Origin of the sequence: Nostoc sp. (assembly GCF_036917435.1) — a bacterium.
Classification (GTDB): domain Bacteria; phylum Cyanobacteriota; class Cyanobacteriia; order Cyanobacteriales; family Nostocaceae; genus Nostoc.
This window is the reverse complement of the sequence record NZ_JBALDM010000024.1, coordinates 1-14,050: the sequence shown is the minus strand read 5'-3', so window position 1 is coordinate 14,050 and position 14,050 is coordinate 1. Positions and strand designations below refer to the sequence as shown.

General features: G+C 38.4%; 12 protein-coding genes and 1 tRNA gene. 9 read left to right on the top strand and 4 right to left on the bottom strand.

All coding sequences use genetic code 11. The features are described from left to right. The first annotated feature begins 61 nt into the window (after nt 1-61). The 4 genes from V7K98_RS10455 to V7K98_RS10440 all read left to right on the top strand — a co-directional run bounded on the left by V7K98_RS10455 (nt 62) and on the right by V7K98_RS10440 (nt 3,443). Nucleotides 62-133: transfer RNA gene (locus V7K98_RS10455), tRNA-Thr, on the top strand. A 258-nt stretch (nt 134-391) separates the two neighbouring features. Continuing rightward, nucleotides 392-1,525, top strand: a complete 1,134-nt coding sequence (locus V7K98_RS10450) for a tyrosine-type recombinase/integrase (RefSeq protein ID WP_335021423.1) — start codon at nt 392-394, stop codon at nt 1,523-1,525. 224 nt (nt 1,526-1,749) lie between these two features. Beyond that, nucleotides 1,750-2,655: a DNA-methyltransferase gene (locus V7K98_RS10445; RefSeq protein ID WP_335021421.1), complete on the top strand. Its 906-nt coding sequence runs from the start codon at nt 1,750-1,752 to the stop codon at nt 2,653-2,655. Then, nucleotides 2,652-3,443 (top strand): PmeII family type II restriction endonuclease, encoded by a 792-nt coding sequence (locus V7K98_RS10440; RefSeq protein WP_335021419.1) that lies wholly within the window; start codon nt 2,652-2,654, stop codon nt 3,441-3,443. The genes V7K98_RS10445 and V7K98_RS10440 overlap by 4 nt, the downstream gene beginning before the upstream one ends. A gap of 144 nt (nt 3,444-3,587) precedes the next feature. Here the strand turns inward: V7K98_RS10440 and V7K98_RS10435 are convergent, their stop codons facing one another. Then, the gene (locus V7K98_RS10435) at nt 3,588-3,848 is read right to left on the bottom strand and encodes a chlororespiratory reduction protein 7 (protein WP_335021417.1); all 261 of its coding nucleotides are present in this window, start codon (nt 3,846-3,848) and stop codon (nt 3,588-3,590) included. A gap of 615 nt (nt 3,849-4,463) precedes the next feature. On the opposite strand from V7K98_RS10435, the gene V7K98_RS10430 reads away from it, so the two are divergent. Continuing rightward, nucleotides 4,464-4,664, top strand: a complete 201-nt coding sequence (locus V7K98_RS10430) for a hypothetical protein (RefSeq protein WP_094331674.1) — start codon at nt 4,464-4,466, stop codon at nt 4,662-4,664. Beyond that, nucleotides 4,652-5,677, top strand: coding sequence for a PleD family two-component system response regulator (locus V7K98_RS10425; RefSeq protein ID WP_335021415.1), 1,026 nt, complete (start codon nt 4,652-4,654; stop codon nt 5,675-5,677). Before V7K98_RS10430 ends, V7K98_RS10425 begins: the two co-directional genes overlap by 13 nt. Nucleotides 5,678-5,715: 38 nt before the next feature. On the opposite strand, the gene V7K98_RS10420 is transcribed toward V7K98_RS10425, so the two are convergent. Both V7K98_RS10420 and V7K98_RS10415 read right to left on the bottom strand, forming a co-directional pair. Further along, nucleotides 5,716-6,921: a histidine kinase gene (locus V7K98_RS10420; protein ID WP_335021413.1), complete on the bottom strand. Its 1,206-nt coding sequence runs from the start codon at nt 6,919-6,921 to the stop codon at nt 5,716-5,718. Nucleotides 6,922-8,259: 1,338 nt separating this feature from the next. Continuing rightward, a complete protein-coding gene (locus V7K98_RS10415) occupies nt 8,260-8,466 on the bottom strand; it encodes a hypothetical protein (protein WP_335021411.1) in 207 nt (68 codons plus the stop codon). A gap of 12 nt (nt 8,467-8,478) precedes the next feature. On the opposite strand from V7K98_RS10415, the gene V7K98_RS10410 reads away from it, so the two are divergent. The 3 genes from V7K98_RS10410 (at nt 8,479) to V7K98_RS10400 (ending at nt 12,289) form a co-directional block, all read left to right on the top strand. Next, nucleotides 8,479-9,873 (top strand): S-layer homology domain-containing protein, encoded by a 1,395-nt coding sequence (locus V7K98_RS10410; protein WP_335021409.1) that lies wholly within the window; start codon nt 8,479-8,481, stop codon nt 9,871-9,873. Between the two features lie 288 nt (nt 9,874-10,161). Next, nucleotides 10,162-11,232 carry an SGNH/GDSL hydrolase family protein gene (locus V7K98_RS10405; protein WP_335021407.1) on the top strand — a complete coding sequence of 357 codons (1,071 nt, stop codon included), beginning with the start codon at nt 10,162-10,164 and terminating at the stop codon, nt 11,230-11,232. 13 nt (nt 11,233-11,245) lie between these two features. Then, a complete protein-coding gene (locus tag V7K98_RS10400) occupies nt 11,246-12,289 on the top strand; it encodes a M42 family metallopeptidase (RefSeq protein ID WP_335021464.1) in 1,044 nt (347 codons plus the stop codon). Between the two features lie 157 nt (nt 12,290-12,446). On the opposite strand, the gene V7K98_RS10395 is transcribed toward V7K98_RS10400, so the two are convergent. Continuing rightward, the gene (locus V7K98_RS10395) at nt 12,447-13,841 is read right to left on the bottom strand and encodes a hypothetical protein (RefSeq protein WP_335021405.1); all 1,395 of its coding nucleotides are present in this window, start codon (nt 13,839-13,841) and stop codon (nt 12,447-12,449) included. Nucleotides 13,842-14,050 lie beyond the last annotated feature (209 nt).

Below are 14,050 nucleotides of genomic sequence, written 5' to 3'. Positions count from 1 at the left end.
TGGGTAAGCATCAAAACTCCCAGCATTTTAACTTTTAGCTGAAAAATCGAAATCATATTTCGCCCGTGTGGCTCAGTGGTAGAGCACACCCTTGGTAAGGGTGAGGTCACGAGTTCAATCCTCGTCACGGGCTTTTTAAATTAACAAAATAATCAACGTAAATTCAAGGGTTTCAGCCTTTTTAAGGGATTTAGATATTCAAAAGCTAAGTCTCTTACTTGCATTTGTGGCTATTCTGACTATTATTTTGACTATGATTTGGCTATCAGGACAGAATTTTGGATATTAGCTTGTTTATTGGCTATGATTTGGCTATGATTTTATAGAGTACATTATTTTCATAGCTAAAATATCGAGCATGAACACTACACAGAAAGCCTCTAAGGGATCAGTGGGTGTTGAATATTTCCAAGATAGATTACGGCTGAGACTACCAAGGCAAGTCTGTGCTAGTACCAAAAGGTATATATCGCTGAATTTAGCTGATACACCAGAAAATCGTCAGCTAGCAGAACAAAAAGCACATCAAATAGAATTAGACATTCTATCTGGCGAGTTCGATGAAACACTGGCTAAGTACAAGCCACAGAGACATTTATCTATAGTTACTCCTGGCGAACAGCAGAAGGTATTAACAATTTCAGACCTATGGGATAGGTACATTGATTACAAGCGCCAATCTCTAAAACCTAGAACACTAGATAAATTAGCTGTACTAGAAAAACATATTAAACGCTGTCCCTATCAAAATTTGGATGAGGGTATCAAAATAAGACTTGCATTGTTGCAACAAACAACTAACTCACAAGCTAAAGATGTACTCATGTATCTTTCAGCAGCTTCTAAGTGGGGAATAAAATATGGTTTAGTAACTTTTAATCCTTTTGAAGGGATGTACAATGAGCTTCCCAAGCATAAGTGGCAGGATAATTCACAACCTAACGCCTTTAGTGAAGAAGAGAAAGAAAAAATAATTCAGGCCTTTAAAAATCACAAATCATCTAAAGGTATAGGCTACAGCCATTACTCAACATTTGTGGAGTTTTTGTTTTTAACAGGATGCCGACCATCAGAAGCTATCGGTCTCCAATGGAAGCATATTACACCTGATTGTTCTCAAATTACTTTTGAAGGCGCACTAGTTCAGGTGGGAAATGGTGAAAGGGTGAGAGTTCATGGCTCTAAGAACAATAAAAAGCGTGTTTTTAACTGTAACCAACCACTACAAGAATTAATTTTAGAAATCAAACCAGAACATCTTGAGCCGGAATCTTTAATATTCCCATCACCGGAAGGATTATCAATACATTATAGAAACTTCTCACGCCGAGCTTGGGATAAAATTGTAGACCCATTAGTAGAACGTCAAACCACACCATATTCGTGTCGTGATACTTTCATCTCTGAGCAAATTGCAAAAGGTGTTCCTAGTGCTGTAGTTGCAAAATGGTGCGATAATTCGGTGGATGTTATAGAACAAAAATATCTTGATGCTAAAGTTTTAGAGCAACTTAAACCACTTTAGTAAATTTTCTGTTCAGAAATTGCATACACTTGGCAAAGTTGAGATTATAAGTAGAATCCTCGTAAGGAGCTTTTTAAGTTAGTTAAAGATTAAAATTTTTATGCAGGAGCTTGAAAAGTACTCATAACTTTGGCAGGTTACAAAACTTTACTGCCTTATTTCAATGTACCGAGTCCCAAAATAATGCTATTGATAAGTTTCTATAATTTTGTATCTACTAAAAAATGAGTTTAAGTATTTCTGAAGAAATATCCACAGTTTCAGAGCATAATCAATCTGCTCCAAATTTAGAGGATTTTGGCAATAAAATTATCCTTGGCGACTGTTTGGATAATCTACGAGGTATGCCTTCTAATATTGTTGATCTTATTGTCACCTCACCGCCATACGCTGACAGTAGAAAAAATACCTATGGAGGGGTTCATCCTGATAAATATGTAGAGTGGTTTTTACCTATATCTCAAGAATTGAAGCGAGTTTTGAAGGATGATGGAACATTTATATTAAACATCAAAGAAAGAGTTGTTAATAGCGAACGCCACACGTATGTTTTAGAACTCATATTAGAGATGAAAAAACAAGGTTGGTTGTGGACAGAAGAATTTATGTGGCATAAAAGAAACTGTTTTCCTGGTAAATGGTCAAATCGTTTTCGTGATGCTTGGGAGAGATGTCTACAGTTCAATAAACAAAAAAAATTTAATATGTACCAAGAGGAAGTAATGGTTCCAACTGGTGATTGGGCGAAGTCAAGACTGAAAAACTTGAGTGAAACAGACAAAAGGCGGGATAACTCAAAAGTTGGTAGTCCTTTTGGTAAGAAAGTAGCAAACTGGGTAGGTCGTGATTTGGTATATCCTACAAATGTTTTACATTTAGCAACGGAGTGTAACAACAAAAATCATAGTGCTGCTTTCCCTAAAGAACTGCCTTCATGGTTTATAAAATTATTTACTCAAGAAGGGGATTTGGTACTTGATCCGTTTGTAGGCTCTGGTACTACGTGTGTAGTTGCGACAGAACTGAATAGAGAATATATTGGTATAGAAATAAAAGCAGATTACTATGAGTTAGCTATAGCAGAGGTAAATGCTGTTAAGAAAAGTGCTACCCAAATGAGATTACTATGAATAATTCTCTGTATCAAAATTATTATGAGTATCTTTCAGAGGAAGTTGTTACTCCCTTTTATAACAATAGACTTAATAGCCTAAATAAATTACGCTTAAAAGATGTTTTGAAGCGGAAAAATCCTTATTTATTTAAAGCTAAAAATATTGAATTAGCTGGAGATTTAGTAAAAAGTATTGTCGATGCCTTTCTCTCTTCACAGGAAGAAACAATGTTTGGTAATTTACTAGAAGGATTTGCTATCTATATATCTCAAACCTTACATAATGGCTTCAAATCTAATTTGAAAAGTGTAGATTTAGAATTTGAAAGAAATGGAATTTATTATATAGTAGGAATAAAATCTGGAACTAATTGGGCTAATTCTGACCAGATAACCGCGATGAGAAATAATTTTAAAATTGCAAAACAAAATTTAAGACAGCAAGGTATTACCAGTGAAATTATTGCAGTAAACGGTTGTATGTATGGAAGAGAAACTGTACATTTAAAAAAGAATATAGATATTGGTAAAGGTTATTATAAATATGCTGGACAGGACTTTTGGCACTTTATATCTAATGATGATAATCTTTATCAAGAGATAATTGTACCAATTGATGAAAAAGCAAAAGAGAGAGATGAAAAATTTAAATCTGCGTATGCTGCGAAAGTTAATGAAATGACTCAAGACTTTATACTTAATTTTATGAAAAATAATCAAATTGATTGGGTTAAACTGATTGATTATGTATCTAAACGAGGAAAACTTGAACTAGATAACTCTATACAAACTAGTTTATTTTGATTTACTGGGAAAAGTATTATTCTTTCTTATTCACCTAGATACAAAGCTGCTTAAAAATTTCTCAATTATTTGATCCATGAACTGGCTTACGTAAACACAAGGTTTTTTTGACTTCACTAACAGCATAAACTGCTGACTATAAAGTTACTTTTCTAAGCGGACTGCATACCATTGCAAATATTGCCCAGTACCAATATCTAATTCGCAACTCGTGTCTATTAAATACTGTGCTTGAGCTTCAAAAGTGTCAAATTTTTGCACGTCAGGTGGTAAATCTTGACTTGTGAGTTTTTGGAGAGTTGTTTTAAGTTTCTCTAATAACTCGGGCTGTGTCAAAAACTGTTCTTGTTGATTTGTTTCTAAAACAACAAAATTATCTTGATGATACATTAATGGATCTGGCATTTTTAAGAATTTGGTAAATGTAAATAGATCTTGATTGTTTTGTAAGAACTTATGGTTATTGGCGGAGCCAAAAAAATGGTGATTTTATATAGTGTCTGTAAACTAACTATAGTATTTAGTTGTTCAAGATATTATTCTGTATTTAGTATGTTTATCTAATCTTAACTAATAAATTGCTATCTTTAAGAATTAAAACCCTATTATTTTAATAATCAAACTCATATATACTTAATTGAATTAAATAATAGTTTTTAGTTAATTGAGTAAATCAGAATGATTTTCAAGATAAGCTTTGCACCAAGCTAAATCTCAATCTTATGTAATTATACTAAACTTTCATAGACCTTACCTAATAAACTAAAGAAATTTGAGTCAAGTGAGATTAGTATTTAGTATTAGCTATCTTTTGAGCGCACTTTGGCAATGGCTTTACCGTGCCTCACGAGGTTTCTAAACTAACTAAAGAACTACGTAATTAAGGTATGTATTTGCAATTCTCAAAAAAACTGTAATTTAACTTTAACAATTGGGAAATATAAAAGTAATATTTTCTTCCATAATCAAAGCCGAACAAAAAGGTAACAATTGCCTTCGTGTTCCAATTATAGATTGTCTATGCAACTTAGTTATCTACCGCTTGCTTGGCTCAAGAACATTGAGCAGTCTATTGTCAAACAACAGTTGATTTTGAAGCCAGACACACCTTTGCCGCAAATCCTGGCATTGATGAAAAGAGCGATCGCTCCCATGCGATTGAGTTGTACAGCCTTTTTCAGAATAATCCCGCAATTGGAAGGCAACTCATGTCAGGCATAAGCCCATTTTCTGTTTCTAAGCAACCACCACTGATCTTAGTGGCTGATGATGACAAGACCATCCGAGTATTGTTGCGTAAAGCTATGGAACAAGAAGGTTATCGAGTGGTTGAGGTCAATGACGGTAAGCAATGTTTAGATGCTTACGAGACTATCAGACCTGATATAGTTTTGCTAGATGCTGTAATGCCTGTCATGGATGGCTTTACCTGCTGTAAGCACTTGCTTCAAATTGCCAGGAATAATTTAATCTCAGCCCTTGCAACCCTTGATACTGACTCGACCCTTAATAATAATGTCATTTCCAAGATATGGGAGCGTACTCCCATATTGATGATCACATGCTTGGATGATGAAGAATCTGTAAACCGTGCTTTTGATGCAGGGGCAACTGATTATGTTACTAAGCCAATTCACTGGCCTGTATTGCGTCAGAGGTTGCGGCGACTGCTACAGCAAGCGCAAGTATACAAGCAATTAGAGGCGGCAAACCAAGCTTTGCAGCACCTGGCCAATGTAGATGGCTTAACTGAGTTGGCTAATCGTCGCCGTTTTGACGATTATCTCAATACTCAGTGGATTAATCTCGCACAGGAGGGATCTCCTTTGTCAATGATTTTGTGTGATATCGACTATTTTAAATTTTATAACGATAAGTATGGCCATCCTGCTGGGGATATCTGTTTACAAAAGGTGGGTGCTGTCTTAAACATGAAGGCACAAAAACATCAAGATTTAGTAGCACGTTATGGTGGCGAGGAATTTGCTGTGATTATGCCATACACCCATTCCTCTGGTGCGGTTCACGTGGCCGAAGTGATACAAGCGGGAATCAAAGATTTGCAAATTATTCATGATGGATCTGCCGTGAGTCAGTATGTCACTCTCAGTATGGGCGTGGCGACTGTTGTCCCTACTTGGGAATCCTCACCTTCAGATTTAATTGTGCAGGCAGACAAAGCACTCTACCAAGCAAAGGCAGGAGGACGCGATCGCATTGTTTCAAGTGATTAATTGTCATTTGTCATTTGTCATTTGTGAATGACCAATCCTTAAGAAGGATAAACTGGCAGCGTGAAGTGGAACCATGCTCCGTTATTGGGGGCAGAGTCCACCCAAATTTGGCCATAATGTGCCAAGATAATACGTTGGCATAAACAAAGACCTATGCCGTAACCTTCTTTACCTTCATCCCGTTGCAGGCGGAAGTGGTTTTCAAAAATGCGATAGCGATTCTCTACAGGAATACCAGGCCCAGTATCGCCAATACTAAACTGAACTTTTTGGGTAGTGCGATGCAATCCGGCTATGCTAATCTTGCCACCTTCGGGAGTGTATTTGATGGCATTATCCAACAGATTCACCACCACTTGGCGGATGCGTTCTGGATCAGCATATACATAAGGTAAGTCGCTAGGAATATCTGTTTCTACTTCTTGGGATTTGGCGGTGTAGCGATCGCACAATTCTTCGAGTACATCTAAAAATACTTTACCTAGTTGTACCTTTTGTGGTACAATAGGTAACTCTGTATCTTTGCCACAACCTACCTGTAAAAGGTCGGCAATCATCCGGTCAATGATCTTAGTTTGATTCCGGGCTTGTTTTAATAAATGTGCCGTCATTGATGGCTTGAGGCGGTGGAACTGTCCTGTATCTAGATTGTAGTTAGATTGAAGAGTTTCCATTGCGATCGCCGCAGCAGTTAGGGGATTGCGGAGATCGTGCGCCAGCATCGCAATCACCCGATCTTTAAACTGTAGCTGTTCTTGGAGATTATCTTTTTCCTGTTTCAAGCGAAAAATTTCGTCTGAGAGTCGAATTAGTTCAGATGAAACAGCGACGGAATGGATCGTGGATTTGGGTAATGTAGCTCGGCCATTGTCGTCCATACGTTCTTGGAAGTCTTCGTGTAATTTTAAGTAAGCGTCTACAGCGACTTGCCAGCGAGGCCACCAGTTTTTCAATTGCGCTATGATATTACTCCCAGCTAAAACCTGTCGTGGTTCAGGATGGATTTTGATTAAAGCTGGCGTTGCTACTAGCTTAAAGTGTTCTGCTAAGTAAGGTTGTTGTCCGACATCGATAGTTTGAAGTTCAAAACTATACTCAGCCTGCAATTCTTTTAAGTAAGCACGTATTCGCTGTACCTGTTGGCGGGACTTAGGTCGTCCATCGACAAAAAGTAACAATTGGAGTGGAGCCTCAGAATAAATAGGCTGATCCTGGGAAACTTGCATGTAATCGTGTTTCAGCACTGGTAACAACCCGGTGACGCTTTACAGAAAGTAAAATGGACTGACGGTTGTCAATGGTCGTTTTTTTGTCTTCAATTTAATATCTATTTTAGATTTTCATACTGCTATTAGTTCTGCGTTTTTGACACCAGATATATCTTTTTCAGCCTTTTGACCCTTTTTAAGTTACTTCATCTCCAAGAAACACCCAAGCCCCTTGAATATAAGTCTTAATTTGCCCTAAATCAAAATTGTCACTAGAGTTACCAGGTGAAAGGTTAAATACTATGTCAAATCAGCTATCAGAGCAGCATGTAAAATTGAGTACTCGCTTTGAATAAGCGATCGCCCAACTAAACGTAGATGCTAATTGTATCTAATCTATCAGGAAGCTGTTGACTGTTCAGGCCAAATTTGTAGAGAGAGGATTTTCTCAACGCCAGTACATCCAAATTAAGTTTCTTGTTTGCCTCAATCCAATCTAATCATTATTAGATTAGGAAAACAGCCATAGATAACAACTATATACTGCCTATAACTTGCGAAGCGTACTCTGTGCCCACCCTTCCTAAAAGAAGACATGCTTATCTCAAGACAATAGGGAATAGATTGCTCTAAGACAACCTTTTGAATAACATCGGGGCGATGCCTACGGCGTTAAACTACGCACTTTTAGAGTCAGCACTTACTGTTTTTGAGGCTGCCAAGAAAATCTTGACTATAAGATAAGTACCACATTCCGCAGAAAATCCATTTATAGGCATTAGGGAAACTGCTGCGACACTTGACTGCTTTGCTTATGACCCCAGTTCCCAAGAATAACGAATTTACGCTAAGTTCCTGAAATTCCTTAAAACTGGCATTTTCCAGCTATTGCCTTATTCAGCTTACCACCGTCAGATGAATAATTTCCAGAATCGATTATAAGCCAGAATTAGCGAACTTTATAAAATTCCCCTCTTTCGGTGAGACTAAAGGGGACTTTATTCCTAATCTATCACTTCAGGTACTTGGCGTAGGCTTTGCCCGCCGTCCCCACACTCACTTTTAGGAGTGTGGGGATTCTGCTGTTTTAGCTAAAAAATGGTTTCTCAATTTCGTAGTCTGCCACACTAATTTTGAATTTTGATCGTTTCGTAGTCAGAACTTACGCAAAACTACCTTAACCTGTCCTAATCTTTGTGAACTTAGAACATCAAAATCATAAAACTCATGCACAGCAAATATTTCAGGTTTTTTATATTTTTTTCCAAAAAATGTTAGTTTGCCAGAATTTTAGGGAACTCTATAAATAAGCATGGGAATTATAAAAACCTAATGGCTGTAAAACGAAGACAATACGGTAGCTTTTGCTACCGTTTACTCATTTTTAGGGATATTATCATCTTCACCAACAGAGACATTTATCAGGAAGAAGTGCTGAATCGGTAATGTCTTTAGGTAATATTGAGAGGCAGAGGAGCAAAGAAGAGTCGGTGGAAAAAATTCTAATGCCCCATGCCCAATCCCCAATCCCCAATCCCCAATTAATGAACAGTCTGCGCTAGGGTAGGAATTGAAACTCATTTGCGATTTCCTGTGCTTCCCTGTAAACGTCCATCTGTATTTTTAATTTGGGCTGTTCTACTGACTTCCTTAACAGCCTGTGCTAACAGTCCAGTCGCCAAAAATCTTGAAGAATCTTTGGCGGCAGATCCTAAGCTACAAAGTAATCCAGTTGTCTTTGGAGAATCTCAGAGTAACCAACCACAAGCACAGCCAAACGAACCAACGGTTCAGTTACCAGCTGATTTTCCTAAAGATATCCCAATATATGCCAATGCCAAATTACAGCAAGTTACACCTGCTAGCGTTTCAGAAAATAGAATCTCAACTCGTTGGTTGAGTTCTGATCCCAGTAACTTTATTGCTAGCTTTTATCGCAGCCAGTTTCAAACAAATAACTGGCAGATTGTGCAACAGCCAACAGATGATGCGGGTGGTGCTTTTGAAGCACGTCGTAACAATTTGCTGTTGAAGGTTTCCATTCAGCCTAAATCAGTTACTAAAGCCACACCCAATCAACCCCAAACTGCCACTGAATTACTGATTGATTACATACCAAATAGTATTGGTACGGCACAACCTACCGCAACTACAAATCCTAACGAAACTACTAACGCCGTTCCTCAACCAGATAATCCACAGTTCATTGGCCCAGTACCACCTGCAAACTTGGCAGCACAGCCACCAAGCCCGGCTAATAACCCAACAACTCCTACAGCCACAGCCGAATCTCAGGAATTCAACGATCTGAATAAAGTACCGCAAGAATGGCGGCAACATATCCAAGACTTAGCCGCATTAGGTGTTTTATCCATAGAGCCAAAGGCAACTAAGAGTAATTCTACTACCACAAATAACCAGTTTGAACCCGGTAAAATCGTTACACATCGAGAATACGCCCGTTGGCTAATTGCTGCTAACAATGCTATGTATGCCAGCAATCCAGCTAAACAAATTCGCTTGGCATCAGAAAGCACTCAACCAGTTTTTAGTGATGTGTCGGCAAAAGACCCTGATTTTCCAGCAATTCAGGGATTAGCCGAAGCTGGGTTAATTCCCAGTCCTTTGTCTGGAGATTCTACAGTAGTTCTATTTCGTCCTGATGCACCCCTAACGCGGGAACAGTTGCTGCTGTGGAAATTACCGCTAGATACTCGTCAAGCTTTACCCTCTGCTAACTTAGATGCGGTTAAACAAACCTGGGGTTTTCAAGATGCAGCACGAATTGACCCCAAGGCATTAAGAGCAGTGTTAGCTGATTACCAAAATGGCGAACAATCAAATATTCGGCGGGTGTTTGGTTATACAACTCTGTTTCAACCCAAAAAACCAGTAACTCGTGCTGAGGCTGCTATGACTTTGTGGTATTTCGGCAGTCAGAGTGAAGGTCTGTCAGCGACTGAGGCTTTGAAGTTAAAGCGAAGTTAAAATAATTCGTAATTAAGTTTACGATTAGTTCACCGATATCATAAAAGTGGCGAATGCCCACGTTTTAGATGGAAAATTTGTGATTTCTTTGTAATACACCTATTTTTTATCAAGAAAATGTAAATATAAGTGTTTTCAGCGTTTTTACCCGTGTTTGATGAATTTTTGAAGGATAGTTAGGTAAAACAACGTAAGTTAACTCAATATAAATACTTAATTGGAATTAACTCAAAAGACAAGTTGTGAGCGATCTGAAACAAACTAAAAAATACCACAGGTAAAACAAATATGAAAAAACAAGCTGTAGCGGCAGGATTTGTTCTCTTATCTTTCATGTTACCGCTCAAGGCGAGTGCGGCGAATTTTAGCAAATTTTACGTATTTGGCGACAGCCTTTCTGATACTGGCAATGTCTTTGCTGCTACGGGTGGTTTAGTCGCTCCGACAACAGCCATTCCCCAAGAACCACCCTACTTTCAAGGACGTTTTTCTAATCAGCAGGTTTGGGTAGATTACCTTGGAGATGAGTTAGGATTAACACCCTCTCCATACATTACTTTAAATCCTACTATTCCTAACCAAGGGATTAACTTTGCTGTGGGCGGTGCTAGTTCTGGTCAAGGTAATGCTGTTGTTCCTAATGCACCGTTACCAGGAGTACTGGAGCAAGTCGGCTTGTTGACGCAACCCACCCTACAAGCCAATCAGAAGCTCGATCCAGATGCCCTCTATGCTGTATGGGGAGGTGCAAATGATTATGTGTTTGGTCAAGCTACCAATACAACTCAAACAGTTCAGAATTTATCAGATGCAGTAGGGTTACTTGCCTTATCTGGCGCAAAAAATATTTTAGTTTTTAACTTGCCTGATTTAGGCAAGATTCCACTTGCATCCGCTATACCAGGTCTATCTAGCAACTTGACTGCTTTGACAAATAAGCATAACAAAGAATTAGCAGACGAACTAGGCAAATATAGCAAGAACTCTGACTTGAATCTAATCTCTGTGGATGTGTTTTCACTATTTAATCAAGTAGAAGCAAATCCAGAGAAATTTGGGTTTCAAAATGTGACTACCCCTTGCGTAGTAGGGAATTTACAGACAACCATCAGCGTATGTTCTCAACCAAACGATTATTTATTCTTTGATTCTGTCCATCCAACAACAGGCGTTCATAAGTTAGTTGCAGATGCGGCACTGGCGGCGATTGAGGCTAAGTCTATTCCTGAACCTACTATAAATTTGGGGATTTTAGCCCTTGGTGCTTTTGGTGTGGTGGGAGTATTGAAGCGCCAACAAAAAAGGTCAACAGACCAGGTTTTTGATGCACAATTGTCTCATACAACAGTTAAAAATTAAACGAACTGTATTGATGTGGGATTACGATCGCTTATTTAAAATTATTGAAGAATTAGTCATGCACCATTCTCCTAGTGGTGCAGAAGCTGAGATTAACCAGTTGTTGATGCAACGATTTACGGCGCTGGGTGTAGAAGTGTGGTGCGATCGCGCCGATAATATTATTGCCAAGATTCCAGGGAAAAATCCAGATAGAGCGATCGCTATTACAGCACACAAAGACGAAATTGGCGCAATTGTCAAGAGTCTCGGCAATGAAGGTCGTGTGGAAGTCCGTAAACTTGGCGGTTCTTTTCCGTGGGTTTATGGCGAAGGTGTAGTCGATTTACTCGGAGATAACGAAACCATTAGCGGTATTCTTAGTTTTGGTTCCCGGCACGTTTCCCACGAATCACCCCAAAAAGTGCAGCAGGAAGAGACTACTGTTAAGTGGGAAAATGCCTGGATTGAAACGAAGCTCACATCTGCTGAATTAGAAGCAGCTGGCATTCGACCTGGAACTAGAATGGTAATCGGTAAGCATCGTAAGCATCCAATTAGGTTAAAGGATCATATTGCCAGTTACACCTTGGATAACAAAGCCTCTGTTGCCATTTTGCTAGCTTTGGCTGAAAACCTAAAACAGCCAGCTGTTGATGTTTATTTGGTAGCTTCAGCTAAGGAAGAAGTAGGAGCAATTGGGGCACTATTTTTCACCCAAAATCAACGCTTGGATGCGTTAATTGCTTTAGAAGTTTGTCCATTATCCGAGGAATATCCTTTTAAAGATGGGGAAAGTCCTGTACTTTTATCTCAAGATTCTTATGGGATATATGATGAGGGGCTAAATGGACAACTGCGCCAATGTGCCAAACAACTAGATATATCAGTGCAGCTAACGATACTGAGCCAGTTTGGTAGTGATGCTTCAATTGCGATGAAATTTGGCCATGTAGCGCGTGCTGCTTGTTTGGCATTTCCTACCCAAAATACACATGGCTATGAAATTGCTCATTTAGGTGCGATCGCTAACTGTATGGATTTGTTAAAAGCTTTCTGCGAAACTGACTTTGAGTGATATTTCGAGGCTTTGATTTGAAGGTGCGATCGCATATTAACCCAAAATAGCGTGAATTTTTCTGGTTGTCGAAAATGCGCGTAGGCGTAGCCCGTCGTAGACATCGCACAGCAGAATTATTCCTACTGTTGATATTGCGTGAGTAAGATAACTTATCCTAACCCCACTTACCTTTAGTAAACAACCATAACCGCGCCAGCAAAAAACAAGCAACTGTAGCTAGAAAACTCCACAGCAAAGATAATACCAGGGGATGAATTGGGTACTTGAAATTTATCTCTGTGAAGGGTTTATCTATGTGTTGCGTGACGACACCAGAAACTATTGCACCGCCACCAAAAGCTATACCTACTACTTGGATGGTGTTTTCTAAAGAGCGATCGCGTTTAGCTTGTTCTACCTCTAGTATGCCGCGAATTGTCCCAATCATCTGGTCAAAGAGGTTTTGACCGGGGGTAAGATAAGCTAAGTTTGTGTTGATTTGTTCGACAAAGGTATCTTCAGCCAGTTCTAGGAAGTTGGAAAAAAATTCTAAATTATCTGACTTCGAGCATATTTTATTTAGCTTGTCAAGATATAAACGATAGTTTTTGCTATTAGTTTGAATCGTAGTTCTGTGCAATTCTAAATCTCTTAAATAATCAACATAATTAAAAGAAATTTCTGGTATTTCCTGAAGCCATTGATTGAATTTATCAAATTTTAAATCTATAGAGTTATTTTTTTGTTGTTTAAACTCTTGCTTATATTTTTCTAAATCAGAATAGGCTGCTCTAGCTTGTTCATGACACCATATAGCTTCCGAACGAGCATAAATAATTTTACTGCGGCAAAGGAGAAGGTCAATTAAAGGATAATAATATTCTCCCTTGTTTTCTAATTCTGTAGTAATATCATGGGTATTTAACCAAATTAATACATGACACTGTGCTTCAGGAGAATCAGCATCATTGTTATATTCAAATATCGGGCTACCTAATAATTGCCCTTGATGCTGATAAGAAATCTTTAGTTTCTCCCAAGTTTCTTCTGATAAGAATGCTTTGACACAAGCATCAGCGAAGTCTTGCTCATTATCTATTTTTCCTACAGGTTGAGCAAAAAATACTAGAGTTTGTCCTAAAGAAGCGTTGATATTTTTAGAAAGTAAGCAATCATCTGGATTTAGCCCTCTTACATCAGCAAGTTTTACTTCTGGATCGGGATAACGTAAGGTTAAATCAAGCGCGTAAGTATCGTGAATTTCTAGGGGATTAGCTTCACCGCTTAAGTGTAGATTTTGTTGATGTTGGATGGCAGTGAAAGTTAAAATGCGATCGGGAAGTATTTCCCCACTGATGCTAGTTTTTTGATTATTTGCTTTTTCAATCAGTTCAGGTAAAGTTTCTAGTTTAGGAACACCAAGTTGTTTACCAAGCTGCTCGCATTTTAACCATAAATCGTTGGCATTTTTGACAGGGGTTTTAGGTTTTTGTGCCAAGCTATGCTTCAGATTAAAAGCATAGAGAGTTAGTTTGGGATAACCTACCTTTCCCGTTGAAAGATAATCCATTTTAGAGTGATGATAAATGTCGCGGTGTCCAGATCCCCGACTTCTTTAAGAAGTCAGATATCTTAGAGGATGTTTGAAAAGTCATGATTGATGTATCAAATATTTTTACCCCACCCTAAGAGGTTGTTTGAAAAGTCAGAGAAATGGTAAAAAAGCTCTCTCAGTATACGCTGTGAATAGATAGTAGACAGCACTGAGAGAGCAACATG